The sequence below is a fragment of the Marivirga aurantiaca genome, assembly GCF_016679925.1.
Lineage (GTDB): Bacteria > Bacteroidota > Bacteroidia > Cytophagales > Cyclobacteriaceae > Marivirga > Marivirga aurantiaca.
Window position 1 is genome coordinate 67,971 of sequence record NZ_JAEQBW010000015.1, and the last position, 25,626, is coordinate 93,596.

Below are 25,626 nucleotides of genomic sequence, written 5' to 3' on the forward strand. Positions count from 1 at the left end.
AATTCATATTCACTAATTTAGCAACTACTTGCTATGGACAGAATCCCTAAAATATTTAAAAACTTTTATTTTATCGCAGGTCTGGTATTTGTGATCTGGATGATTTTTTTAGATAATAACGACTTGATTTCCCAGTTAAGATTATCTTCCAAGTACAATGATCTTCTAAAGGAAAAGGAATATTATCAGGAAAAAATAAAGGAAGTTGAAGTGGACAGGCAAGGATTATTAAGTGATGATGAGTTACTTGAAAAATTTGCTCGTGAGCGTTATTTAATGAAAAAAGAGAATGAAGAGTTATTCATTATTGTACAGAAAGACTAAACCCTCCACACTGACATTTCTTTCCATAGGACGGTGTTTCCTTTTGTTTCTATTTCTCTCTGCTATTTCCTTTTCAAGTCATGCCCAAAAATATGTAGATGAAGAAAGTACTTTCTTTGAGCGATTATATATTGGAGGAAATTTTGGACTTCAAATTGGGACTAATATCACCCAAATAGAGGTGTCACCTGCTGTTGGTTATATGATTAATCAAAAAGCATCGGCCGGTGTTGGGGTTATTTACCAGTATTTTAGTGCCAATATCCAAACTCAAAACAGAGTTTATGAAATTAAAACCAATATTTACGGAGGTAAATTATTCGGAAGATATAATATTACAGACTTCTTATTTGCTTATACAGAGTATGAAAATATTAATCTGGATGTAGTTAATCTTAATACCAGCGAAATTGAAAGGGACTGGGTGCCAGGTTTGTTTGTAGGTGCAGGCTATTTTCAGCCCATTGGAAGAAGGTCTGGTGTGAATTTAATGTTACTATACAATCTGGCCTATGATCCTTTGAAATCCCCCTATAACAGTGCCTTCAACCTAAGGTTGGGATTTACTCTTTAAAATATTTTCCGAAATCAATTTCAAAGCGGTTGCCTATCTGACTTAAATCTTCTATAACTGAGTCCATCAAAGGGATGCCTTTTGCTATTCTTTGTTCTGATATTTCTCTTTCCGGATCTCCGGGAATAATAACCCTGTCATTTTCTTCTGTTACAGCTGACTTTCTAAATGTTTCAATCCAGTTATCCATGTGAGCCTTAAAATCATTGGCAGGCCTAAACGCATCAATGCGCATGGCTCCTAAAAAATGGCCCAGACCTTCGCCTACAGGGTCTTCCCGTAGCGGAAGAAAACTTACAAACGGTGGTGCCCAGGGGCCATAATTTGCCCCTGACAGTACTGCAGAAAAGATATCAACTATAGAACCAAGAATATAACCTTTGTGACTGGCATGTTCTCTATCTCCACCTAAAGGCAACATACTACCTCCTGATTTTAAAGCATCCACATCAGTCGTGGGTTTACCATTGGCATCCTGCACCCAGCCAAATGGAGCTTTTTCATTTTTTCTTTTTAGAACTTCCAGCTTTCCATTGGCAGCAGTGGTTGTGGCAAAATCTGCAACAAATGGCGGCTGTTTAGCAGCAGGAATAGCTATTGAAATAGGATTTGTACCTAAAAGCCTTTCTGTTGAAAAAGTAGGGGAAACAAGGGGGCTGGCGTTGGTCATAGACCAGCCAATCATGTCATTTTCCAAGGCCATCATGCTATGATAACCTGCAATTCCATAATGATTGGAGTTTTTTACTGAAACCCAGCCTGTTCCAACATTCCTGGCTTTTTCCATTGCCAAACGCATGGCGAAAGGGGCAACAACAAGCCCAAGCCCTTTATCACCATCAACCACCGCAGTGCTGGGGGTTTCATGTACTATTTTAATGTTCGGCTTTGCATTGATTCTGCCTTGCTCCCAGAGTCTGATGTAGCCGTTTAAACGGGCTACTCCGTGAGAGTCAACTCCTCTTAAATCAGCACTTAACAAAACTTCAGAAGCTTCTTTTGCTTCCTCAGTGGGACATCCCATTTCGAGGAATACTTTTTCAGTGAACGACTTTAGCGACTGATAGGCAATGTGTTTCATTATACTGTAATTTCTTTTTGAATGATAGCTTCTAAAACGCCTTCTTTTAAGGCATAAGTAGATACTTGTATGACATTGAATTCATGATGCTGTAGTAAAAATTGGATCAGGCAAATAGCCACTACTATCATGTCGACTCTCATCTCAATCATGCCCGGAATGGCCATTCTTTCTTCTCTGTTTTTATGGATAATTTCGTCAAAAAGCAGTTGGAATTCATCAAGACCCAATGAAAAAGAATTATTATTAGGTTTTGCCTTATTTTTTCTGGCGTAAGCCATGTCAACTAAAGTATCAAATGTACCTGATGAGCCAATTAACTCATGAGGGTTCCAATTCTTCAATTCATTGAGCAATGGCTTTAACTCTTCTTCAAGGTAGCCATAGAGGTTATTAATATCTATTTTGGAAATAGGGTCATGTTTATGGAATTTATCTAATAAACGCTGAGCGCCAATTTCAAAGCTTTCCAACCAAAAAATATTTTGCTCATCGCAGACAATGAATTCTACACTTCCACCTCCTATATCCATAATCAGAGCAGGCTTTTGACCAATTCTCATTGCTTTTTTCACTCCCTTATGAATGAATTGAGCTTCTTCTTTGCCTGAAATTACATTGATTTTTATATCAGTTTCCTTTAGAACTTTCTGTACAAATTCTTTTCCATTGATAGCATTTCGCATAGCACTGGTGGCACTGGCAAAAACTTTCCCTACCTGATACTCCTCAATTTTTCCTTTAAAATATTTTAAGGTTTCAAGAGCGCGGCTTTGTGCGGCATCAGTAATTCTGGCCTCGCTTATACCTCCTTTTCCCAGCATCACTGAAATTTTTTCTTTATGGATAACTTGTATGTCCTCTCCTGCCACTTCCACTACCAATAAATGAAATGTATTAGTGCCAATATCTATAACTGCTATTTTGTCCATTTTATCCACGAGGCTGAAATTTTGCGCAATATACCACTTAATAACAAATCAACAATTAAAGTATATTAGATCCAGTTAATTCATTTTCATTCTTTCACTTATAAATAAGGTGATTTTACCACGTTCCTCATAATCCACTTCACTTAGAATGTTTTTGGAATTAATGATGTGTTAAAAATTCGTTTTTCGCCATGGCTCCCCTATATTTGAGTGTTAATCAATTCTAAGAATAATGGCTAAAGGCGATAAAGTAAAACCTGTTTATACAAAACCCACTTCAGTGGAGAAGTTTGAATTATTAAGAACAAAAAGTAAGGATGCTTTAAAGGGAGGTGGTGATAAAAGAATAGCTCAGCAACATGAGAGAGGAAAGCTTACTGCCCGTGAAAGAATCGACTTATTGATGGATGAGGGATCTTTTGAAGAGATAGGTAAATTTGTTATGCATCGCTGTAAAGATTTTGGCCTGGAAAATGAGCATTATCCAGGAGATGGAGTAGTGACTGGTTATGGAACTATTTCAGGTAGATTAGTATATGTGTATTCTCAGGATTTCACGGTTTTTGGAGGTTCTTTGTCAGAAACTCATGCTGAGAAGATTGTAAAAATAATGGACATGGCCATGAAAAATGGAGCGCCAGTTATTGGATTGAATGATTCTGGTGGTGCCAGGATTCAGGAAGGTGTGGTGTCATTGGGAGGCTATGCAGATATTTTTTATAGAAATGTGAGGGCTTCAGGAGTTGTACCTCAAATTTCGGCTATCATGGGACCTTGTGCCGGAGGGGCGGTGTATTCGCCTGCAATGACAGATTTTATCATGATGGTAGAAAATACCAGTTATATGTTTGTAACCGGACCTAATGTTGTGAAGACCGTCACCCAGGAAAATGTTACTGCTGAGGAGTTGGGTGGTGCAAGTACTCATAGCACCAAAAGTGGGGTCACCCATTTTTCTTGTGCCAATGAACTGGAATGCATTAATAATATTAAACGATTATTAACATATGTTCCTCAGAACTGCGAAGATGCCCCACCTTCCATTCCATACAGTAAGAAAGAAGATGAGAGCAGGAAGCAATTAAATGAAATTATCCCTGACAACCCTAACCAACCGTATGACATGAGGGAAGTGATCAATGGTACAGTGGATGAAAAAAGCTTTTTTGAAGTACATAAAAACTATGCTGAAAATATAGTAGTAGGATTTGCACATCTGGCTGGTAGAAGTATCGGGATAGTGGGTAATCAGCCAGCTTCCCTGGCAGGAGTCCTGGATAATGAAGCCAGTAAAAAAGCAGCAAGATTTGTACGCTTTTGTGATTGCTTTAATATCCCTTTGTTGGTTTTTGAAGATGTTCCAGGCTTTCTTCCTGGTACAGATCAGGAATGGAATGGTATAATTTCCAATGGAGCAAAATTATTATACGCATTTAGCGAGGCTACAGTACCACGTGTAACGGTAATTACCAGAAAAGCCTATGGTGGAGCCTATGATGTGATGAATTCCAAACATATAGGAGCAGATATGAATTATGCATGGCCAACAGCAGAAATTGCGGTAATGGGGGCCAAAGGGGCGGCTGAAATTATTTTCAGAAAGGAAATAGCTGAAGCGGATGATAAAGAGGCAAAATTAAAAGAAAAGGTAGATGAGTATACCGAAAAATTTGCTAATCCATATCGTGCGGCTCATAGAGGCTATATTGATGAAGTAATTATGCCTGAGGATACCAGAACCAAACTAATTAAAGCTTTTGCGATGTTGGAGAATAAGGTAGATACTTTGCCTAAAAAGAAACATGGCAATATCCCTTTATAAAATGTTTTGAATTACTTAAAAAAGGATTTAAGAGTTTAATATATCTTTAATCTCTTAAATCCTTTTTTCCTTTATACAAGTGGTAACAGTTTCCTAACTGATGAGCTTTGGGCTCATAATTCCACTTGTTTAATACATCTATCTGTGCCGTCTATTTAAATTGATTAATCCGATACCAGGTCTTCAAAATAAATTCACCCCAACTTAATTTGATAAGAAACGATTATTAAAGCAATCGATTTCTTATTTTTGAAGATTAGTGATGCGATCAAACCAAAATCAAAAATATATATTTATCTGTGGATCAAAAGATTGCCAGAAAAATGGCAGCGAACAACTGAAAAGTGCGCTGAAAGAATTGATAAAAGAAAATAACCTGAAAGATGAGGTAAGGATTATAAAAACCAAGTGTATGGATTTTTGTAAATCAGGTCCTAATCTTATTGTACAGGATCACTTATATCATAAAGTAAGTAGTAGAGAGGCCAAAGCCATTTTGAACAAACTATTTGAAAAACCATCTTCTTAGGCCTCCTGTTTAAACATGGCCTGATCTATATCTACTGATAGTCAATTCAGTTTCCTTTACGGATGTTAAAAGAGATATTTTTAAAATATAAACCAACCTCTAAAGCTTTCGAAAAATCCTATTAGATAAATCAAAATACTCAAATTTGCTTTCATCCAGGTAGCTCAACATGGAATCCAGGAAACCAACTATTAAAAACCCTCCTGGTTTTAGCGATTGATATATTTTTTCTATCACTTTTGCTTTAGCCGGGCCATCAAAATAAATTAGTACATTTCTACAAAAAATTATATTGTACTGTTCATTGCCATAATCCTCCATAATGAGGTTGGAATTACGAAATGTTACATGCCGTAGATGTTCGGGCTTAAAAGTCACTTCTTTTTCAGTTTCGGAAAAATACTGACTTAATGATATTTTGGGGTTGTAGCTTTTTAAATTTCGCTCATATTCGGGTAATTTGGCGCGGTTAATTTTACCGCTTTGTGCTTGTTCTAATGCAGAGGAAGAAATATCTGTTGCCAGGCTTTTTACTCTTCGTGTATAACCTAATTCATCCCATACTATGGCAGTGGTGTAAATTTCTTCTCCGGATGAACAGCCTGCATGCCATACATGGAGTGGGTAAGTTTTAGAAAATTGTAATTCGCATAGAGTTTTAAATGTTTGCCAAAATTCCGGATTTCGGAATAAAGAAGTGAGGCCTACCGAGACTTCATTGATGAAATCATGCACAAAATCTTTATCTTTCAATGCACGGCTCCACAAATCAAAGCTAGATTGAAAGCCGAATTTGCGATAAATCCGCTGAATTCTGCGCTTGAATGATTTTGGTTCGTAGTTGTGAAAATCGATACCATATCGTTGCATAATGGCATCCTGAATGGAGCGCATTTCTTCATCCGTAATATTTATGGTGGGCGTAAAATCATTTTCAATTGACATTTTTTATTTTTATTTGATTTTCCATCAATCCGGTAAAAAGGATAATGATTTTATCTAATTCCAGATCTAGGTTCTGTACACCTGCTAAGCTTACTTTTGAGCTGATCCAATTTCCACCAAGGGTTTTAAATTGTAAGCTGGTTTCTATGCGTTTACCATTTCTGAGTTCGCTTAAAATTGTTTGGGCTGTTATACTTTTGTCAAGCTTAAAATGATTCTCAAAGGATATATTTTTAAGGGTCATTCTGCTATAACCTGAAGTTTCAAAAAATAGAGGGTTGGCATTTTTTAAACTAAAATCAATATTCAATTCCAAAATAGGAATTACCCCTTTCATGGCCGAAACAGATCCACTGAGTTCATTCAATTTTTGTTTTGATTGTGTGGTAAACTGTGCAAGCATTAGTACTTTTCTCAAACCATTCTCGTCATTGTAAATAGGGTTGATAGTGCCTGAAAGCCAAACTTCATGTCCTTGTTTATCTACCTGTTTAAATTCACCTGAAAAAAACTTGCCATTTTGAAGGCTTTCCCACATTAATTGATATTGTGGCTTAAACCGATCTTGCTCAGGCAACAAATCGAAATAGGATTTTCCCTGAATGTCCTCTAATTTGAAGCCTGTGATGCTTAAGTAGATTTCATTGGCATTGATTATTTTCCCCTCCCCATTAAACTCAAGTGAACCAATGGTTTTATTAATGGCTTCCATGTGATTCAGTAAGTCAATCTGATGCCTTTTATTTTCTTTTTCAAGTAATTTTTCCTGGGTGATATCTGTCACGAACTGCACTATTTTTATAGCCTTTCCGTTGATATCGAAAATTGGATTAAATACCCCTTTTAAAATCACGTTTTTTCCGGATTTAGTCACTCGATCAAATTCTCCTGAAATAAATTGACCTTCAGATAGGTCTTTCCATAACTGTTGGTATTTTTTTTCTTTTTTTAGTTCATTGCTAACAAGCATTTCGTGCGATTGCCCGATTAATTCTTCTCTGGAATAACCTATAATAGTTAAATAATTATCGTTGGCTTCAAGTATAATTCCATTAGTGTCAAATTCTATCACCGCATTGGATCTACTTATGGCTTCCAGCTTATATTTGGCATCAAGAGCAGACTTTTTGGTTTGGGTAATGTCTGCTTGTACAGCAATGTAATTTTTTAATTTACCTTCTTCATCTCTCACAGGGTTAATGGCTAATGAAACCCAGTACGTGTTTCCTGCTTTGTTATAGTTGAGAATTTCTTCATAAATAGGCTTTTCTTCTTTAAGTAGTTGACTAATTTTTCTTTTAATTTCTTGGTTGGTTTCAGGCCCCTGAAGAAATTCACCGGGCTTTTTTCCTTTAATTTCGGCTAATACATAGCCGGTCATTTTTTCGAAACCTGTATTTACATATTCAATTAAGCCATTCTCATCTGTGATAATTACTGAATTATCAGTATTATCTGCTACTAATGAAAGCCTTTTTTGTTCTTCTTCATTAGCTACTTTTTGTGTAATATCCTCTCCCAAAAGAAGTATTTTACTTGTTTTACCATTTACATCTACTACAGGTGAATAAGAGGCCTCTAACCAAATTTTTTCCATTTTGTTATTATAGGTTGGGTACTCTATAATTAAATTTTCACCGGATAGTATCTTAGACCAAATTTTTTCAGCTTGTTTAGGATCTGTGCAAATATTTTGATGATTCTTACTTTGAATATCCACATTATCCCATTCCAGAAAATCGATAAATTTTTTATTTAAGTTGAGTATTTGTCCTTCAGTTGAGAACTCTGCTTTCAGTAACGTATTATTAATAGCATTAAACACGCTGTCCAGCTCCACTTGATTTCGTGCCATTTCTTCTTGGGTGGCCTCCATCTCTTCCATATTTTGCCGCATTTCCTCTTCGTTGGCTTGCAACTCATTGGCCATTTTTTGTGAGTCTTCAAGTAAATGCTGCGTACTTTCATTTACTTGAATGATGGAAATAGATGCAGCAATATTTTTAGCCAAATCTTTCAGGAATTCAATCTGGTAATCTTCGAGAAGTTTGAATGAGGCTATTTCAATGGCTCCTACCATGATTTCGTTATTGATTAATGGTAAAACCAAAATATGACGAGGTAATGATTGGCCTAAACCTGATGTGATTTTCACATATTGCTCGGGTACATTTGTTATGTAAATCAGATCTTTCTCTTGTAAGCATTGCCCTACCAGGCCTTCCCCTTTTTCAATACGCATTTTAGCTTGCCTCCTTCTTTCATAAGCATAGCAGCCTGCCATATCTAAATATTCCTGTTCGTCCTCCTTTTTAACTAAGAAAATAGCACCTTGACTACCGCCCACGTATTTGATAGTTTCACTGATGATATGAAAAGCAAAATCTCGCATATTATCATTGTAGGTTCTTAATAATTCAGCAAATTTTGCCAGGCCCTCCGCCTGCCAGGTACGTTTTTCTTCTTTTGTCCTGAATTTGATTAATTCAGATTGCAAATTTTTGATAGCTCCTGCTAAATGATTGGACTGATCCTGCTCAATTTCCAGCTGTTCACCTTTTGCTATTGCGTTAATCCATTCAGTTGCTTGTTGAATTTTTTTTCTATTTGCTAAAAGATCAGTATAGAAATTTCTTGTCCATTGGTTGGATGAATTATATTCTAAGGCTTCATCTTTCACCTCTAAATCGGTCGCTAAATCTGAAATTTCTTTGATTCCATTCCTCTCTTTTTTGTAATTTCTCACTATTATTATAATGAAGATAAGTGCCAGTCCGTAAATACTTAAGTGGTAAACAGCATTTATATCTTTTAAAAATATTGTTAAGGCGATGCTTGCTGAAAAGGCCATCAACATACCGATAAACCCAACAATTAAGAAACGATGGTAGAGATCAATTCGCATGGTTTAGTTTTTTCCCGCTTAGTGTTTTGTAGAAATCTTTGTCTAATATCCAGATAAAATATGGGCTAATTTTGTAGTTTCCTTTAAAGGCAAAATTAGCCGATGAAAGTATAGCAAACATTTCTTTATTATTTTCCATTTCTTCCAATAACCATTCTTTATTCACAATATCCGGTGAAAAATATTTAGGCACATCACCATAAATTTTTAAATCCAGTTGATTGGATAATTCAGTAATGACTGAGGCTGAAACCATATTATCTACTTCTTTGAGTATGATTTCACAAAAATCCGGGTTAGTTTCTAAAGTTTTCATTTTACTTATAAGCATTTCAGGTACAGCTTTGGCGTCAGTTTCATTGAAAACCAGATAACTTTTTCCTTTGACTTCTCCAATAATATCAGTGATGAGTACTGTTGGATTTCGTGTTTTAATTATTTTATACAATAAGTCAGGTGCCTCTCCAAAATGCAACTCAAAATTTTTAACAGTGACCTGATCTCCCGAAAGGCTTGAAAATGATTTGCTGGCATTTTGGTAACCTTTCAAAAATATCTTTTGAGATAGGGTTTTAAGTTCTTTATTGATTATCATGATCTTATAATTCTATGCTACTGCGGTAGCGTTAACTGTAAGTGAATGATTAAATAATTTTTGAATAACCTGAGGGATATTGATGACAAGGCAAACCTTACCATTTCCTAAAATAGTAACCCCACTAATGAAACGGACAAAATCTACAGGTTTTTTGAGAGGTTTCTCCACTATTTCTTTTTGTTGAAGGAGCTTATCCACCACTAAACCTAATTTTCGGCCATTGTAATTCACCAATATCACATTCCATTTTGCTGCCGATTGGTCGTGTAATTCATTCTTTAAGCTCATTTCAGGGAAGAAAAGATTACGTAAAAATATAGTTTCAATGGTGTTGCCCTGATGGTTAATCATTAGACGATTTTGTATTTTATGTATTTTCTTTCTTTCAAGTGAAAGAACCGCATCGGTATAGGCCAATGGTACTGCATATTGCGCATGCCCAACTTCAAATAGTAAAGTAGCTTTTACAGCCATTGATGACGGTAAAATCAGTGTAAATGTAGATCCTTTTCCGGCCTCGGTACTCACTTTGATATTACCTCCTACGGAATCTATTGCTTTTTTTACCACATCCATGCCTACGCCTCTGCCTGAAATGCTGTTAACAGTTTCATTAGTTGAAAAGCCCGGCTCGAATATGAAAGAGATAATTTCTTCTTTAGACATTTTTTCGGCAGTAATAGTATCCAACCATCCTTTTTGGACAATTTTAGCTTTAATCCGCTCAATGTCAATGCCCTTTCCATCATCTTTAATATCTATTACTACTCCTTCGCTCTCATTACGAGCCGATAGGGTCAGTTTTCCTACTCCTTGTTTCTTTTGTGCAAGTCTATCTTTTTCACTTTCCAATCCATGACCAATTGCATTGCGAATCAGGTGGATAAGGGAGTCAGAAATGATTTGCAGTATATTACGGTCTATTTCCGTTTCACTGCCTTCAATCACTAAATCCACTTGTTTTTTCTCTGTTGAAGCAGCATCTCTCACCACTCTGTGAAATTTATTGAAGAGAAAGCCTACCTGAACCAGTCTTACATCCATGACTGAATATTGCAGATCGGAAGTTACCCTGCGTAATCGGTTAAATTCATTACGCGATACATTGGCTTCATGAGTGGTAATTAATCGGTCTCTTTCAATTATTAATTCTCCTACTAAGTTTAAGAGGTTGTCAAGTTTCTGAACCGGAACTTGCACCATGTCCGAAAAGCTGATTTTTTTAGGTTCATTTTCACAAGCTTGAATCATTTGGTGGTTTTCATCATAAGCTTCGGTTTGTAGCTCCTCAGTTTTTTTATTTTCCTGATGATGGGAGTCTAACTGAGATTGTAATTGTTCTAATTTTTTTTCTTTGTCAGATGTTTCCTGAGTTTTACCAGGTGTTTTTGTTTGTAGGTTTTTACCTGTAATAGCTTTTTTAGTGCTGCTTTGTGGGCTTTTATTTGCTGCTATAGTTTTTTTATTGTTTTCTACTATAACCTCCAGTTTGCGCTGAATTCCTCTGTGTTTTACTACTAAGGTTTCATCTGACAACGCATTTACTAGTTCATTTAAAGTATCGGTGGCTTTGAAAAGCGAATTGAAGATATCTGCTTCTAAAAGAATTGTCTTGTTTTTAATTTCTGAAAACAAATCTTCCAGGGCATGGGCGAATTTTGAAATTACCTCATAACCCATACCTGCTGCATTTCCCTTTAGTGTATGAGTGATTCTGAAAATGCTATCAATCGTTTTTGTATCGGAAGGTTCTTTTTCCAGTTTGGTAAGGAAATTTTCTAATTCGCCCACCATCTGGGAAGCTTCCGAAATAAATAAATCTTTATATTCTTTTTCTTTGTTCGACATCTCTAGAATATTCTATAAACAACTTACTAAATAGCCACCCATTTGATCGATAGGTACTAATCTGTCTGTGGCACCTGTATCAAATGCATTTTTGGGCATACCATACACTACAGCGGTTTTTTCATCCTGAGCTATGGTAATGCCACCCTTTTCTTTCACTTTTTTTAAGCCTTCTGAACCATCTTTTCCCATGCCGGTCAATATTACACCAATCATTTTGCTGCCGTATATTTTAGCTGCGGATTCCATTATACAATCAATAGAAGGATAATTAAATTCTACATATTGCTTTTTTGAAAAATGAGTGATAACACCATCTGAATGCGGGTTTTTCCTCAACTCCAAATTTGCAGTTCCTGGTGCCAGATAGATATATCCTGGCTTTAATTCCTCTCCTGATTCTGCTACTTTAACCTGCAATTCTGTAAGTAAATTTAGCCGCTTAGCAAAAGATTGAATAAAGCTTTCAGGCATATGCTGTGCTATAATAATTGGTAGTATTAGGTTATTAGGCAATTGTAAAATTATGTTTTCAATTGCCCCCGGACCACCTGTGGAGGCGCCAATCACGATCAGCTTATAATTTAAACTGCCGTTAAAAGCATGGCTGTTTTTATTCTCCTTTACTTTAAAGTTTTTAATGTTGGATTGAGCGGCAACTTTAACCAAATCGGTCAAAGGATAATTTTTAGCTTTTATAGATTTTGTGATATCCTCCTTGGGTTTATCTAAAAAATCAAAAGCCCCTTTCTGTAAGGCATCAAGAATTAATTCATTATTTTTATCCAATGCACTTAGTAAAATAACCGGAGTAGGATTATCATTCATTATCCTCTTCACAAGATAGAGCCCATCATATTCCGGCATTATCATATCGGAAATGATTACATCCGGGCGTAGTTTCTGTGCTTTTTCCACGCCTTCCAACCCATTTTTAGCGGTTCCTATTAATTCAATACTTTTATCAGCATTAATTATGTCGGAAAGTAAAATGCGCATTAGGGCAGAATCTTCCACCACCAAAACCGATATTTTATTAAGTGAGCTCATTAGGCTTTAGCTAAAGCTTTTATAAGTTGCTCAGAGGTGAATGGCTTTACTATATAATCCTCCGCACCCAAACTAAGGCCTTCTTTAATTACTGAGTCCTGGCCTACTGCACTGATCATATATACTTTTGAAGGAAGTCCTTCGTCTTTATATACTTTTAGAATATCAGTACCTATCATATCAGGTAGGATATTATCCAGCGTAATAATATCGGGTTGTAGCTCAAATGCGAGGTCAATGGCTTCCTCTCCGTTGGCGGCTTGTCCTACAATTTCGTATCCCCCTTCTTCCAGGGCATCTTTTATGAGTGTCCTCATATAAAGCGAGTCATCTACTATTAAAACTTTCTTTCCCATTATCTTAATTTTTTATATGGTTTCTTATATTTATACAAAATATTTTCATTTGATTCTGAATTTCAATTAGTTGCAAATGATTCTCGTGTAATTGCCTAATAGGCTCTATTTAAATTTCGTAGTGTGTATTTTGTGAGGAAACCATTAGGTCTCCATTTAAGGTGTTAAAGCGGGCAGTGCGGCTTTTGGAGCCACCTACATCTTGCCCGGCCATAAATATTTTATTGTCTCTTATGAGTTTTACTAAAGTGTCCACATTTTTTTGGCCTATATTAAATCCTGTATTAGAAAGATTGGCACCCCCTACAATTTTAGCTCTCAAAGCATCTTTATTGCCTCCGATTTTTTCAATCTCTTCTATCAGTTTTTCGAAAGCAGTTTTAGCATTATAGGTAGTGCCTTTTTCCAGTTCATCGGCTAAAACCACATGAGCAGCTCCTGAAATTTTATTTAACCGATCATAAAGAAAGAGGCCAACGCAGGAACCTAAACCGTAGCATGCTATATTAACAGCCTCTTTAGTGACAATGAAATCTCCTAAATTAAGTGCGTGCTCAAGCATTCTCATTACTTTTATTGTGTTTAAATACACTGCTTAATTCATTTTCACTCATGGTCTTGAATACATCCAGCATAATAATTAGCCTATCTTCCAGCTTTACTATTCCTTTAATGTAGGATTGATCGGAATTGCCATCCTGGATGATATTGCCGGCATCTTCAATTTGTGATTGTGTTACATTCAGGGTGTTAGGTAATTCCCGTACTAAAACGCCCATCTTTACTTCATTGCTTTCAATCACGAGGGTGTAGTTATCTTTTTGTTCCTGCTGATCTTCTTTTTTAAGACCAAACTTCTCCTCAAGATCTACCACTGCGATGATGTTACCTCTTATGTTGGCCACACCTTTCACATAGCTCGGTGTTTGTGGCAAGCGCGTGATATGAGGAGTTGGCACTACTTCTTTAATTTGTCCTATCTGCAGACCATATTCCTCGTCTCCAAGGCGGAAAACGATCAGTTGTGACTTCTGCCCATTTTCCGATTTTTGATTTTTTTCTTTTATCGTTTCCATCAGATTAGGCTTTAGTTAAAGTGAATTTTTCGATTCCTGCTTTTAAGTCTTCTGCAATTTTACTTAGTTGGGTGCTTGATGCGGTAATTTCCTCCATTCCAGCATTTAATTCCTGAGAAGAGCTGGCAATTTGTTGTGTTCCTGCTGCTGTTTCTTCAGCTACTACCACAATTTGTTCAATATTTTTCACCACTGCATCAATTGACTCTTTCTGGCCTAATGAAGAGGAAAGTATTTCTTTTGAGTGCTGGAAAGTTACATCACTTGAGCTGGCAATTTCCACGAAAATGCTTTCGGCATCTTTGGTAGCACTTCCACCTTCTTTCACACTGCTTTGCATACTCTCAATGGCTTTTCCTGCAGAAACAGTATCTTTTTGCACATCGCTAATGATTTTTTCAATGTCCACTGCTGATTTTCTGCTGTCTTCAGCCAATTTTCTAATTTCTTCTGCCACTACTGCAAATCCGCGACCTGCATCACCAGCTCTGGCAGCTTCAATTGCAGCATTTAGGGCTAATAAATTAGTTTGTGCAGCTATATCGGTAATTACATTAAGTGTTCTGCCAATTTCTTCAGCACGTTCAGTAAGGATGGCTATAGAAGCAGAAGTTTTTTCTGCTGAGCTATCAATACCCGTCATATTAGCGACAAGGTTTTTGATGATTTTCAAACCTTCTTCAGAACGTTTTTGCCCGTCTTCAGCAGTCTTTTTAATAATATCTGCCTTTCCCTGCATTTCCATAGATGACGTCATTACACCATCTACCAGTTTTGAAGATTCATCAGTTCTTAAAGCCTGATCTTGTGCACCCTTAGCCATTTGAGAAATTGCGGAAGCTACTTCATTTGAGCTGTTTTTGATGCTTTCACTTCTTGATAGCAAATCATCGGATGATTTGGCTACATAATCAGCACTGGTGTTGATTTTAGAAAGCACCTCATTCAGTCCGTTTAAGGCAGAATTTACTTCTCCCGCTACTTCTGAGTTACTATCTACACGTTTGGTTAAATCACCTTTAGCCATGGCACGGATGACCTCAATGATTTCCAATTGTTCCTCTGTAGATTTTTTACCGGCTATTTCTGCATGTTTTCTTGCGGTGATGTCCTGGGCATACTTCATTACCTTTACGACCTTGCCATTCTCATCAGGAATGGCGGTATAAGAAGCTTGTAACCAAAGCTCTTTACCATCTTTTCGGTAGCGTAGAAATTCACCTGTTTGAGATTCTCCGGACCCTAAAGCATTCCAGAAGGTTGTATAGTCGTTACTTTGAGCATGTTTAGCCGAAACAAATATTTTATGATGTTTTCCTTTGATTTCATTCAAAGAATAGCCTACTGCATTTAAAAATTGATCATTTGCATTCAAAATGTTGCCCTTAGGATCAAACTCAATAGTAGCAAAGGCTTTATCCACTGCGGAAAGATAATTTTTGAGGTTTTTTTCACCTGCAAGTTCTGCTTGTTTTCTTTTAGTAATATCCTGTCCATATTTAATTACCTTTGCTACTTTACCGGATTCATCTTTTATACTTGTATAGGAAGCTTGCAGCCACAGCTCATCGCCATTTTTACAATACCTCAAAAATTCACCTGTTTGTGATTGTCCGTCAGCCAATGCTTTCCAGAAGGCTTTATACTCTTTACTGTTGGCATATTCATCTGATACAAAAATCCGGTGATGCTCTCCTTTGATTTCTTTTAGCTTATAACCTGTGGCGGTTAAAAAATCAGCATTGGCATTTAAAATAATTCCCTCAGGGTTAAATTCAATGGAGGCGAAAGCATTATCAATAGCCTCAAGGTAGTTTTTAAGGTTTTCGGAATCGGTATCAATAGCTACTGTTCCAGTGGGCTTGGTAACTATGTTTTCTTTTAAATTAGTGGCTGCTTTTACCATAATATTATCTTAATTTTTAGTGATAGGGTGAAGCTAGTCAAGGAAGAAATGGTAATCAATCCATATATTTCTGTATTTTTTATAGTAATAAATACAGAGTTTATTAGTAGGTAACTTTACTTATATAATATTTTAAATTATTATAAATCAGTGTATTAAAAGAATTCGTCAAAAAGAGTTATGATTTTTTCAAGAATTACACCTAGGATTCTTCCTTTACTATTGCTGATAACCATATGCACATATGAGAATAATTTTCCTGCCTTTTTTGGCCATTCAGCCAGTAGTTTGATACATTTTTTATCTTATTAAATAAATGTACCCACACCAGCTATTAGTTATTACAGTGGAATCTTTAATTTACCTCTTTTTCAACTTGACTTTTGATTGCTTCAGAGCTTAAGTTTTCGCCACATTCAGTTGGTCAAAAACTTTTTCATCAGATTCACTGCCCGATACTTCTTTTGGTTCAGCTGATATAACTTGTTCCGAGACTTTTAGAAATTTGTAAATGCCATGGACAACTTTATGATCAGTTCATGATTCATAGAAAGTATGCTAAAACTTCTAGGTAAAAATTAGAATATCAGCAAAAGTTACTAAATTAACTTTGGTTCAATTCATTGATAAATTTGATTTTAATAGACTAATCAATAACTTAAGAGTCGTAATTATTCAATTGGCACAAGGGTTAGGTATGCTTAAAATATGCAATCAAATAAAGTTTTAATTGTTGAGGATGAACCCATGGTGGGTATGTACTTAGAAAGTGTACTCAGAAAAGCTAATTATGAAATATTGGGATTGTTAACTAGTGGTTTGGAAGCTATAAACTTTGTAAAACTACATACTCCGGATATTATTTTATTGGACGTAATGCTGGAAGGTTTATACGATGGAATAGAAACCTCAATTGAAATCAACAAGCTTAAAAATATTCCTGTAATTTATCTTACCGGCTTAAATGATAGCAGTAGTATTAATAGGGCTAAAATCACCTTTCCGTATAGTTTTATATATAAGCCATTTGCCGAAATGGAATTATTGGCAAATATGGAACTTACTCTTTTTAAACATCAATATGAACTTGCGAATCAGGCATCTCAAAATTTGCTTTCAACAATATTAAGTGAAATGGAAAGCGGGGTGGTGGTGGTAGATGTTGACTTTAGAATTAAATATATAAATAATTTTGGGAGTAAGTTGTTAAATATTTCTGCTGATGTAGTAACAGACTATGTTTTAGGAGCGAAACTACATTTGAGTAGTTTAGATGACAACCTTATTTCAGGAAAAGAGCTGAAAATGTTAAATTCAGAATTAGATAATAATCTTATTCTGAACATGAACTTTGGAGAGAATAAGTATCCTATCAATAATATTTATATTACTACCGCAAATTTTTTTAAAGCTGAGCAAGATCAATTTTTAATTATGTTTGCCGATGCTACTCTTGAATTAGAAAGATTGAGAAATACTAAATTAAGGGAACAGCAAAAGCTTGCGGCACAATTAGAAGGAGTAGAAAATGAGCGAGCAAGGATTAGTAGAGATTTACACGATGGCATTGGACAAATGTTAAATCTAATAAAAATGAAAATGAGTTCTTTAGAAGATAAAGGGGCAATCAATACTGAGATTACTCACTTACTTAATCAAACCATAGAAGAAACTAAGAAAATATCTAATGATTTAATGCCTTCCAAATTAAGGGAATTTGATCTTCAGAGCTGCTTATTTCAATTATGTGAAACTTTTAAAGGTTTTGGTGTTGCGGTAGACTTCAATTCTAACTTGAAACCCAAGGAATTAGAAGTGCACAAAATTAATATTTACAGAATAGTGCAAGAAGCTTTTAACAATAGCTTAAAACATGCCCATGCAAAGAAAATATCCCTACAGATTTACAAGGATAATAGTAATGTTCAAATTACTATAGAAGATGATGGCATTGGTTTCGATACTTGCAGAATGCGTGAAGGGAATTCAAAATTACAATGCCATGGTTTAGTTAATATTAAAGATAGGGTAAATGCAATGCATGGAGAGATGGACTTGAACTCTGATAGCCAATTTGGTACCAGTATTATCATCCATTTGAAAGGAGAAAATTATGCTTAAAGTTTTATTGGCCGATGATCATCACTTAATGAGGGATGGAATTAAAATGTTTTTAGAATCTGATAAAGGAATTAAAGTAATAGGAGAGGCCAAAAATGGACAAGAAGCCATTGAAATGAGCAATATTTTGGAGCCTGACCTATTATTGATGGACATTTCCATGCCTGAAAAAAATGGGATAGAGGCTGCTACAGAAATTCTGATGAATAAATATGTGCCCAAAATAATTATGTTGAGCATGTACCTAGATGAAAAATACATTAATACATGCATGGAAAACGGGGTTCATGGCTACATTCATAAAGGAGCTGCAAAAGAAGAACTTTTAGAAGGTGTGAAAAAAGTGATGGAAGGCCAAAATTTCTATAGCAAAGAGGTGAGAGAGGTGATGGTGAGCAATTACATTCGTAACCTCAAACAAAAAAAGAAAATGCTTACTCAGGAGAAGATTGTAATTACTAAAAGGGAACTAGAAGTAATTAAACTCATTATGAAAGGTTATTCCAGTTTACAAATAGCTGATACCTTATATATAAGTAATAGAACAGTTGACACTCACCGAGCAAATCTCATGCAAAAACTGGGAGTGAAAAATTCCATCGAACTTATAAATAAGGTGACAGAGCTCGACTTAATCGAGTAGCAAAGGAGATTTTGAAGAAATAAATTAGTTGATCAGCAAGTATTGAAAAAGCTCCTTTAAATCAACCTGAATATTTATCCTAATGCTATAACCATAAATTCCCCTAATAAGTTAATTTTGCGGACTACAAAATGATGCGAAAAACGCCATTATACACTAAGGATTTCCTCCTACACTGCTTCAGCTATCTGATTATGGCTGTTTCTTTCTATTTGCTTTTACCCACTTTGCCCACTTTTGTGACTGATGTATTAGGCGAAAACAAGGATAAGGTAGGCTATATTATTGGAATTTATGCTTTATCGGCTCTTTTAGTAAGGCCTATTAGTGGCTACCTGTTCGATAAATATGGACGTAGAAAATTGTTTTTGATTTCCATGCTTTTGTATGCGGTGGTAATGGCTTCTTACGGATTAGCTGCTTCTTTTGGTTTTTTGTTATTCCTGAGACTAATAAATGGTGGTGTATGGGGAGTAGTGACCACTGGTGGAGGTACTATTACTTCGGATATAGTGCCTGAAGGAAGAAGAGGTGAGGGGATTGGTATTTTTGGGTTGTCGATGACTTTGAGCATGGCTGTTGGCCCACTGATAGGCTTACAAATTTTGAAAGAAAGTGGCAGTTATAGTGTTTTGTTTGTGACTGCCGGTGTACTTTGTTTGATAGCAGTTGGAATGTCATTTATGGTGAACCATCCTGCGATAGGGAACAGGCAGAACAAACTGGAGTGGGCAAATGTATTTGAACCCAAAGTATTGAAAGTGTCATTAGTGATGTTGTTTCTGGCATTTCCATTTGCAGGAGTAATGTCATTTATTACCTTATTTGCCAAGGAACTTTCTCTTGAAAGTACTGGCTTGTTCTTTCTGATTTATGCAGCAGGAGTAAGTATCATTCGTCCGCTTACGGGAAAAATGATGGATAAAAAAGGGCCTGGGTTTGTGATGGTGTTAAGTTTTGCAGGGACCATTTCAGGACTTGTTTTACTTTCGCAAAGTGAGGAAATCTACGGCTTCCTTATTGCAGCCTTTGTGCTGGGCCTGGGCAATGGAATTGTGATGCCTACTCTCCAAACTATGGTTATTAATATGGTAAGGCCGCATAAAAGAGGAGTAGCTACTAGTACTTTTTTCTCCTCCATTGATTTAGGAATTGGAATTGGCGCCTTTTTACTTGGAAATATCGCTGAAATTTTCTCTCTTTCGCAGATGTATTTGTTCTGTGCCTTTATTACAGTTATTCCGATGGTTTTATTTTTCGGTATCACGCTTAAGGATTATAAGAAAAAGATAGAAATTTTAACAGCTGCCACCAATGTCTGATATTTATTTTACCCCCGGCCCTACAGCCCTTTATTTTACTGCCGAAGAACATATTAAAAATGCGATTCGAAATGGAGTAGTAAGCACTTCTCACAGAGGGCAACAATTCAAGGATATCTACAAAGCCTGTGCTGATAACCTGAAAGAGTTAATGAATATTCCGGATAATTACCATGTATTAATTACTTCCTCCGCGAATGAAGCATGGGAAAGGATTATTCAAAATTGTGTACGTTCCGATAGTTATCATATTAGTAACGGTCCTTTTGCAGCCCGTTTTGAGAAAGTGGCTTCCCAGCTTCAGAAGAGAACCCATGACTTGAAACTGGCAGATGGAGGGATTCCTTCTTTAGAGCAGATCGATGTGCCTGAGAAGGCAGAAATTGTAACTATTTGCTTAAATGAATCAGGTACGGGAGCAGCTTTCCCTTTAGCTCTCATTAACCAAATCCGAGAAAAGTATCCTGAAAAATTGATTGCCATTGATGGTGTATCGGCAGTTCCGGTGACACCTGTAGATTTTACAAAAATAGATACCCTTTATTTTTCGGTACAGAAAGCTTTTGGCTTACCGGCAGGACTTGGTATATGGATCGCTAATGAGCGTTGTTTATCCAAAGCAGTAGAGCTTGCAAATGAGGGATTGATGATAGGTTCTTACCATCAGCTTCCTGAGATGGTGGAAAAAGCTATGGAATATCAAACTACGGAAACTCCAAACATACTGGGTATATATACTTTGGCCAAAGTAGCAGAAGATATGCTTACAAAAGGTGTTACGGCCATTAGAAGGGAAATAGACTATAAAGCGGCTATTTTAAATATTGCAGTGGAAGAGCATCCGCAATTATCCCATTTTATTGAAAACCCAGCGTATAGAAGCAAAACAGTATCTGTTATTAAAACATCATTTGAGAATTCTAAATTAATTAATCATCTAAAAGAAAAGCATATTCAGATTGGTACGGGTTATGGAAAGTATAAGCCGGAGCATATTCGGATTGCAAATTTCCCTACACACTCTAAAGAGCAAATGGAAATGCTGGTAGATATGATCTCAGCATTTAAAGTCTGATTCATATATTTTATTTATTTACTATCACATTAAAAGTGAATTTAGTAATTTGGTTCTTCATGCAAGAGGATTTTCTACATTACATATGGCGTTACCAGAAATTTGCTTCAACAGACCTGCAAACAGTGGAGGGTGTCCCAATTCATGTGATAAAAACCGGATTTGCTCATACTAATGCAGGTCCTGATTTTCAGCAAGCTAAAGTGAAAATAGGTGAAATGGAATGGGCTGGTGCAGTAGAAATTCATATTAAAGCTTCTGATTGGAACAGACATTATCATCAGTCGGATCCAAATTATCAAAATGTGGTGCTACATGTGGTTTGGCAAGCAGACGAAGCTATATTACATCCTGACGGAACGGCTATTCCTACTTTGGAGCTAAAGGATAAAGTAGACTTAAGTTTAATAGATTCTTATAAAAAGCTCGTTCAATCATCTGACGAGATTGCCTGCGCCCAACATTGGGAAGATATAGGAGACGTTTATAAGTCTGAAATGCTGGAGCGGGTTTTGGTTGAACGTTTGAACGATAAATCTGAAAAGGCAAGAAAATATTTTAATGAAGTAAAACAGGATTGGGAGGAGGTAAGTTACTTTATGCTTCTTTCGGCCATGGGTTTTAAAGTCAACCAACATCCTTTTGAAAGATTGGCAACAGTTTTGCCTTATTCATTTGTGAAAAAGATAAAACATCACCCGGAGTTGTTGGAAGCAGTTGTTTTTGGTGCTTCCGGTTTTCTTGAACAGGAGTTTATAGATGACTACCCGAATCAATTAAAAAAGGATTGGAAGTTTTTACGACATAAGCATTCGAGTATACTTCAGGATACTATGCAGCAGCATGAATGGAGATTCCTAAGACTGAGACCTACCAATTTCCCCACTGTACGATTGGCTCAGTTGGCTCAGTTACTCCATCAGTTGCCATCGTTATTTGATGCTTTTGTTTTGGAGATGAATACCAAAGAGCTTATGAAAAACTTTAGAGTTACTCCCCATGAGTATTGGGAAAACCATTTTCAATTTGATGTGGAAAGCCCCCGGAAAAGCAAAAAACTGGGACGGTCTTCAGTTGATATCTTATTAATGAACACAGTACCTCCTCTATTGGCATTTTATGCCAAGGGGGTTGGAGAGGAAAGGTATGTGGATCAGGCCATTCAATTAATGAACACTTTAAAAGCGGAAAAGAATTTTATTAGCAGAAAATTTGAATCTTTGGGAATGAAAATTTCTACAGCTTCGGATTCTCAGGCTTTAATCCAACTACATAATGCCTATTGCCAACCAAAAAAATGTCTTTCATGTAGTGTGGGGCTTTCTATTTTGAAATAATGATTAGTATAGCTATCCATATTGTTATTGTTTTTATTCTTATTTTGCTTTTTCAGCGAAAATTAAATGTCATTGACAGGGCTATTTTCAGTACGGCTGTTTTTGTCAAAATTGTTTGTGGCGTTTTGTTGGGATGGTTGTATTGGGGATATTATGGTGGCACAGGGGATACACTTTACTTTTTTGAACAAGCAGGCAAGTTGTACCACTATTTCCAGATAGGGAAAATCTCCATTGCTGAATGGCTTGGTTTTCAGTCTATCCATCTGACAATGGAAGAGTTTTCTGCCCAGAGTGAACCCCGTACTTTCTTTTTTGTAAGATGGATGAGCTATTTATTTGCTGTCACACAGGGAGAATATTTTACGATGGCCATTTATTTAAGTCTTTTTTCCATTTTTGCGGCCTGGAAATTTGTAAAGCGGCTCACCGGCATTTTACCAGAAAACAAAACGGCCATTTATATTGCTTTTCTGTTTATTCCCTCCGTTACCTTTTGGTCCTCAGGATTGATGAAGGAAACTTTTATGATGACCTTACTTTACTTCATGGCGTATTTTATTATTAGATGGCATCAGGAAAAGTCTAAGTGGCTTCTTTTTATACCTATTTTAATTTGTTATTGGGGCTTGTGGTTGCTTAAATATTATGTGGCTATTGTATTGATGCCTGTTTTGATCCTCACACTACTTTTTTCAGTTCAACCCGGATTTCTAAAAGATATACGCTTTCAATGGAAAGTTATTATTTACTTTTCCCTGATGTTGTTGGGAGGTCTGGTTCTTGCATTTCTTCACCCGGTGTTTTATAGTGGAAGGTTTTATGAGCTTATCAGAATTAGCCACGATGTTATTTTAGCAAATTCCAGTGAAGCCGGAATCGTTTTTTTGGATGCCGGATCAGATTTCCTTTTCTTTCTTAAAAATATTCCTTTAGCATGGGTAACCGGTTTTTTCAGACCGTTTCCCTGGGAAGCTTTTAGCCTTTTTTCCCATATAGCAGCTATTGAGCAATTCCTTTTCCTGCTACTATTCCTTTATGCCATCCGCCTGGCTTTTGTAGTTAAAATCTCTCAAAACGAAATATGGTGGATCATAGGAGTATTGATTTATTGCTCCGTTTTGGCTGTTGTGATTAGTATTTCCACTCCAAATTTTGGCACGCTCATTCGTTATCAGGTTGCCTATATGCCATTCATATGGTTTCTGGTATTGTGGTTTATAGGGAAAAGATTAAATCAAAGAAGAGGATAGTTATTTACTTCAGGAGATATTTAATTGTAACGAGTAAATCTTTTTTGTGGAAAGCTTGAATTAGCCTTAACTTTGCAGTCTTAAAAAAATGAAATGGATAAAAAACCCGTAATAATATTAGGAGCAAAAGGCATAGGCCCCTCAGTAGCTGAGATTTTCAAAAGCAATCAGGTGGAGGTGTATTGTTTTTTGGATGATGATAAAAAATTACATGGAACGGAAATAGATTTCATCTCAGTGTTGGGCAATACAGATGATGATGGATTTTTAAAATACATTGGTAAGAAGTGTGATGCTTTCGTGGCAGAAGATAATATGAAAGCACGGAAGAAAATGGTCAACTTATTGAATGATCGAAGAAAGGTGATGCCGGGAAATGCTCTGCATGCCCATGCGATTGTTTCAGCTTCGGCCCATCTGGGATATGGGAATTATATCGATGCCCGTGTAGTAATTGGTGCCAATGCAAAAGTGCCAAATCATTGCATATTACACGCAGGAGCTATTATAGATTTTAATGTTAGCCTGGGCGATTTTGTGCAAGTTGGCACAGGAAGCCAAATAAATAGTGGCGTTACCGTAGGAGACGAAACTTTTATTGGATCAGGTGTTACAGTAGTTTCTGGTGTTAAAATCGGTAAAAAAGCCAATATTGGTGCGGGTTCGGTAGTAATCAGAGATGTGAAAGATGGAGAAACAGTATTTGGTAATCCGGCTGAAGCTATTAAATTATAAAAAGATGTTATTTTCAGACTTTAAAGTTAGTAGATAATAGTATATTAAAATAAAAATCAAATCAACCACAAAATCACCTTATTTACACTAGGGCAGAAATTATGGAAAACACAACAAATAACTACAAGGTAATACTCTATTACTGCTATGCAGAGATTGAAAACCCGGATGAATTCAGGGATGAGCATCATTTATTCTGCATTAAATTAGATGTAAGAGGCAGGATCATCATTGCGAAAGAAGGTTTAAATGGCACTGTATCAGGTAGCATAGAAGCATGCGATGCTTATATGGAAGCTGTGAAATCAGATCCTCGCTTCAGTCATGTGGAATTCAAAGAAGAATTTCACCCATCCCATACTTTCAAGAAATTGAATGTACGTGTAAAACCTGAAATCGTACATTCAGGACTTTCCCATTTAAATCCTCGAAAAAGAACAGGAGCTTATGTGGAGCCGGAAGAATTTCGTAAAATGATTAAAGAGGAAGAGGATCTGGTCATTTTAGATGTTCGATCCAATTATGAGCATGAGCTGGGAAGGTTTAAGAACGCAGTTACTTTGGACATAGAAAACTTTCGTGATTTTCCTGAAAAAATCACAGAATTAGAGCAGTATAAAGGCAAGAAGATAGTAACTTACTGCACAGGTGGTATTAAATGCGAGAAAGCAAGCGCCTATTTATTAGAACAAGGATTTGATAATGTATATCAGTTGCATGGTGGAATTATCAAGTATGGACTGGAAGCAGAAGGGGAAGATTTTGAGGGGAAGTGCTATGTTTTTGATAACAGATTGGCAGTAGATGTTAATAAAGTAAACCCTACCATTGTTTCCAAATGCTTTGTTTGTGATACCACCTCAGATAGGATGGTGAATTGTGCCAATCCGACTTGTAATGTACATGTGCCTATTTGCGAAAAATGTGGGGAAGAAATGGAGGGGGCGTGTTCTCAGGAATGCAAGGAACACCCGGAGAAAAGGCCCTATAACGGAACAGGATATTACCAAAAAGCAACCAATGGTTACAATCCCTTGAAAGGATTTCAAGGAAAATTAGATAAAGTTAAATGACATTAAATTAGCAGATATATTCGAGGGTGAATCCTGATAGCTCAGATAGCTATTGGGGGAATCAACTACCGGATGATTATTTACCGCGAATTCTCTCGAAGGGATTCCTTTGGAGCATAGC

23 protein-coding genes are annotated in these 25,626 nt (G+C 36.3%); 12 read left to right on the forward strand and 11 right to left on the reverse strand.

The window, feature by feature from the left end; translation table 11 throughout:
• The first annotated feature begins 33 nt into the window (after positions 1-33).
• Together JKA74_RS19535 and JKA74_RS19540 are read left to right on the forward strand one after the other, a co-directional pair.
• Positions 34-324 (forward strand): FtsB family cell division protein, encoded by a 291-nt coding sequence (locus tag JKA74_RS19535; protein WP_201432929.1) that lies wholly within the window; start codon positions 34-36, stop codon positions 322-324.
• Positions 290-898 (forward strand): hypothetical protein, encoded by a 609-nt coding sequence (locus tag JKA74_RS19540; protein ID WP_236587953.1) that lies wholly within the window; start codon positions 290-292, stop codon positions 896-898. Before JKA74_RS19535 ends, JKA74_RS19540 begins: the two co-directional genes overlap by 35 nt.
• Here JKA74_RS19540 and JKA74_RS19545 read toward each other — a convergent pair.
• Entirely contained in the window at positions 888-1,979 is a 1,092-nt protein-coding gene (locus JKA74_RS19545; protein WP_201432930.1) for an Ldh family oxidoreductase, read from the reverse strand. The genes JKA74_RS19540 and JKA74_RS19545 overlap by 11 nt on opposite strands.
• Complete coding sequence (locus tag JKA74_RS19550) at positions 1,979-2,911, reverse strand: Ppx/GppA phosphatase family protein (protein ID WP_201432958.1); 933 nt, start codon at positions 2,909-2,911, stop codon at positions 1,979-1,981. Before JKA74_RS19550 ends, JKA74_RS19545 begins: the two co-directional genes overlap by 1 nt.
• A 232-nt stretch (positions 2,912-3,143) precedes the next feature.
• Between JKA74_RS19550 and JKA74_RS19555 the strand changes: the two genes are divergently transcribed.
• Entirely contained in the window at positions 3,144-4,733 is a 1,590-nt protein-coding gene (locus JKA74_RS19555; RefSeq protein WP_201432931.1) for an acyl-CoA carboxylase subunit beta, read from the forward strand.
• 262 nt (positions 4,734-4,995) lie between these two features.
• On the forward strand, positions 4,996-5,262 hold the full coding sequence (locus JKA74_RS19560) for a (2Fe-2S) ferredoxin domain-containing protein (RefSeq protein ID WP_201432932.1): 267 nt from the start codon (positions 4,996-4,998) through the stop codon (positions 5,260-5,262).
• 99 nt (positions 5,263-5,361) lie between these two features.
• Here the strand turns inward: JKA74_RS19560 and JKA74_RS19565 are convergent, their stop codons facing one another.
• The 9 genes from JKA74_RS19565 to JKA74_RS19605 all read right to left on the reverse strand — a co-directional run bounded on the left by JKA74_RS19565 (position 5,362) and on the right by JKA74_RS19605 (position 15,946).
• The gene (locus JKA74_RS19565; RefSeq protein WP_201432933.1) at positions 5,362-6,207 is read right to left on the reverse strand and encodes a CheR family methyltransferase; all 846 of its coding nucleotides are present in this window, start codon (positions 6,205-6,207) and stop codon (positions 5,362-5,364) included.
• The gene (locus tag JKA74_RS19570) at positions 6,197-9,112 is read right to left on the reverse strand and encodes a PAS domain S-box protein (protein ID WP_201432934.1); all 2,916 of its coding nucleotides are present in this window, start codon (positions 9,110-9,112) and stop codon (positions 6,197-6,199) included. The genes JKA74_RS19565 and JKA74_RS19570 overlap by 11 nt, the downstream gene beginning before the upstream one ends.
• The gene (locus tag JKA74_RS19575) at positions 9,102-9,707 is read right to left on the reverse strand and encodes a hypothetical protein (protein WP_201432935.1); all 606 of its coding nucleotides are present in this window, start codon (positions 9,705-9,707) and stop codon (positions 9,102-9,104) included. The genes JKA74_RS19570 and JKA74_RS19575 overlap by 11 nt, the downstream gene beginning before the upstream one ends.
• A 12-nt stretch (positions 9,708-9,719) precedes the next feature.
• A complete protein-coding gene (locus JKA74_RS19580; protein WP_201432936.1) occupies positions 9,720-11,558 on the reverse strand; it encodes a chemotaxis protein CheA in 1,839 nt (612 codons plus the stop codon).
• A 12-nt stretch (positions 11,559-11,570) separates the two neighbouring features.
• Positions 11,571-12,608: a chemotaxis-specific protein-glutamate methyltransferase CheB gene (gene cheB / locus JKA74_RS19585; protein ID WP_201432937.1), complete on the reverse strand. Its 1,038-nt coding sequence runs from the start codon at positions 12,606-12,608 to the stop codon at positions 11,571-11,573.
• Entirely contained in the window at positions 12,608-12,964 is a 357-nt protein-coding gene (locus JKA74_RS19590) for a response regulator (RefSeq protein ID WP_201432938.1), read from the reverse strand. Before JKA74_RS19590 ends, cheB begins: the two co-directional genes overlap by 1 nt.
• Positions 12,965-13,073: 109 nt before the next feature.
• A complete protein-coding gene (locus JKA74_RS19595; RefSeq protein ID WP_201432939.1) occupies positions 13,074-13,526 on the reverse strand; it encodes a chemotaxis protein CheD in 453 nt (150 codons plus the stop codon).
• Positions 13,519-14,040 (reverse strand): chemotaxis protein CheW, encoded by a 522-nt coding sequence (locus tag JKA74_RS19600; RefSeq protein ID WP_201432940.1) that lies wholly within the window; start codon positions 14,038-14,040, stop codon positions 13,519-13,521. Before JKA74_RS19600 ends, JKA74_RS19595 begins: the two co-directional genes overlap by 8 nt.
• 4 nt (positions 14,041-14,044) lie before the next feature.
• Positions 14,045-15,946 carry a methyl-accepting chemotaxis protein gene (locus tag JKA74_RS19605; protein ID WP_201432941.1) on the reverse strand — a complete coding sequence of 634 codons (1,902 nt, stop codon included), beginning with the start codon at positions 15,944-15,946 and terminating at the stop codon, positions 14,045-14,047.
• Positions 15,947-16,654: 708 nt separating this feature from the next.
• Here JKA74_RS19605 and JKA74_RS19610 point away from each other — a divergent pair.
• The 8 genes from JKA74_RS19610 (at position 16,655) to trhO (ending at position 25,505) form a co-directional block, all read left to right on the forward strand.
• Positions 16,655-18,067: a response regulator gene (locus JKA74_RS19610; RefSeq protein ID WP_201432942.1), complete on the forward strand. Its 1,413-nt coding sequence runs from the start codon at positions 16,655-16,657 to the stop codon at positions 18,065-18,067.
• Positions 18,060-18,710, forward strand: a complete 651-nt coding sequence (locus JKA74_RS19615; protein ID WP_201432943.1) for a response regulator transcription factor — start codon at positions 18,060-18,062, stop codon at positions 18,708-18,710. The genes JKA74_RS19610 and JKA74_RS19615 overlap by 8 nt, the downstream gene beginning before the upstream one ends.
• A 131-nt stretch (positions 18,711-18,841) precedes the next feature.
• Complete coding sequence (locus JKA74_RS19620; RefSeq protein WP_236587955.1) at positions 18,842-20,032, forward strand: MFS transporter; 1,191 nt, start codon at positions 18,842-18,844, stop codon at positions 20,030-20,032.
• A complete protein-coding gene (locus tag JKA74_RS19625) occupies positions 20,025-21,107 on the forward strand; it encodes an aminotransferase class V-fold PLP-dependent enzyme (RefSeq protein ID WP_201432944.1) in 1,083 nt (360 codons plus the stop codon). The genes JKA74_RS19620 and JKA74_RS19625 overlap by 8 nt, the downstream gene beginning before the upstream one ends.
• A 35-nt stretch (positions 21,108-21,142) precedes the next feature.
• Positions 21,143-22,444, forward strand: a complete 1,302-nt coding sequence (locus JKA74_RS19630; RefSeq protein ID WP_201432945.1) for a DUF2851 family protein — start codon at positions 21,143-21,145, stop codon at positions 22,442-22,444.
• Entirely contained in the window at positions 22,444-23,697 is a 1,254-nt protein-coding gene (locus JKA74_RS19635; protein ID WP_201432946.1) for a hypothetical protein, read from the forward strand. Before JKA74_RS19630 ends, JKA74_RS19635 begins: the two co-directional genes overlap by 1 nt.
• 93 nt (positions 23,698-23,790) lie before the next feature.
• Positions 23,791-24,432, forward strand: coding sequence for a NeuD/PglB/VioB family sugar acetyltransferase (locus tag JKA74_RS19640; protein ID WP_201432947.1), 642 nt, complete (start codon positions 23,791-23,793; stop codon positions 24,430-24,432).
• 101 nt (positions 24,433-24,533) lie between these two features.
• Positions 24,534-25,505, forward strand: coding sequence for an oxygen-dependent tRNA uridine(34) hydroxylase TrhO (gene trhO, locus JKA74_RS19645; RefSeq protein ID WP_201432948.1), 972 nt, complete (start codon positions 24,534-24,536; stop codon positions 25,503-25,505).
• Positions 25,506-25,626 lie beyond the last annotated feature (121 nt).

Coding starts and splice junctions, on each gene's coding strand:
- JKA74_RS19535 (WP_201432929.1), top strand. CDS start 34: ATGGACAGAATCCCTAAAATATTTAAAAACTTTTATTTTATCGCAGGT.
- JKA74_RS19540 (WP_236587953.1), top strand. CDS start 290: ATGAAGAGTTATTCATTATTGTACAGAAAGACTAAACCCTCCACACTG.
- JKA74_RS19545 (WP_201432930.1), bottom strand. CDS start 1,979: ATGAAACACATTGCCTATCAGTCGCTAAAGTCGTTCACTGAAAAAGTA.
- JKA74_RS19550 (WP_201432958.1), bottom strand. CDS start 2,911: ATGGACAAAATAGCAGTTATAGATATTGGCACTAATACATTTCATTTA.
- JKA74_RS19555 (WP_201432931.1), top strand. CDS start 3,144: ATGGCTAAAGGCGATAAAGTAAAACCTGTTTATACAAAACCCACTTCA.
- JKA74_RS19560 (WP_201432932.1), top strand. CDS start 4,996: ATGCGATCAAACCAAAATCAAAAATATATATTTATCTGTGGATCAAAA.
- JKA74_RS19565 (WP_201432933.1), bottom strand. CDS start 6,207: ATGTCAATTGAAAATGATTTTACGCCCACCATAAATATTACGGATGAA.
- JKA74_RS19570 (WP_201432934.1), bottom strand. CDS start 9,112: ATGCGAATTGATCTCTACCATCGTTTCTTAATTGTTGGGTTTATCGGT.
- JKA74_RS19575 (WP_201432935.1), bottom strand. CDS start 9,707: ATGATAATCAATAAAGAACTTAAAACCCTATCTCAAAAGATATTTTTG.
- JKA74_RS19580 (WP_201432936.1), bottom strand. CDS start 11,558: ATGTCGAACAAAGAAAAAGAATATAAAGATTTATTTATTTCGGAAGCT.
- cheB (WP_201432937.1), bottom strand. CDS start 12,608: ATGAGCTCACTTAATAAAATATCGGTTTTGGTGGTGGAAGATTCTGCC.
- JKA74_RS19590 (WP_201432938.1), bottom strand. CDS start 12,964: ATGGGAAAGAAAGTTTTAATAGTAGATGACTCGCTTTATATGAGGACA.
- JKA74_RS19595 (WP_201432939.1), bottom strand. CDS start 13,526: ATGCTTGAGCACGCACTTAATTTAGGAGATTTCATTGTCACTAAAGAG.
- JKA74_RS19600 (WP_201432940.1), bottom strand. CDS start 14,040: ATGGAAACGATAAAAGAAAAAAATCAAAAATCGGAAAATGGGCAGAAG.
- JKA74_RS19605 (WP_201432941.1), bottom strand. CDS start 15,946: ATGGTAAAAGCAGCCACTAATTTAAAAGAAAACATAGTTACCAAGCCC.
- JKA74_RS19610 (WP_201432942.1), top strand. CDS start 16,655: ATGCAATCAAATAAAGTTTTAATTGTTGAGGATGAACCCATGGTGGGT.
- JKA74_RS19615 (WP_201432943.1), top strand. CDS start 18,060: ATGCTTAAAGTTTTATTGGCCGATGATCATCACTTAATGAGGGATGGA.
- JKA74_RS19620 (WP_236587955.1), top strand. CDS start 18,842: ATGATGCGAAAAACGCCATTATACACTAAGGATTTCCTCCTACACTGC.
- JKA74_RS19625 (WP_201432944.1), top strand. CDS start 20,025: ATGTCTGATATTTATTTTACCCCCGGCCCTACAGCCCTTTATTTTACT.
- JKA74_RS19635 (WP_201432946.1), top strand. CDS start 22,444: ATGATTAGTATAGCTATCCATATTGTTATTGTTTTTATTCTTATTTTG.
- JKA74_RS19640 (WP_201432947.1), top strand. CDS start 23,791: ATGGATAAAAAACCCGTAATAATATTAGGAGCAAAAGGCATAGGCCCC.
- trhO (WP_201432948.1), top strand. CDS start 24,534: ATGGAAAACACAACAAATAACTACAAGGTAATACTCTATTACTGCTAT.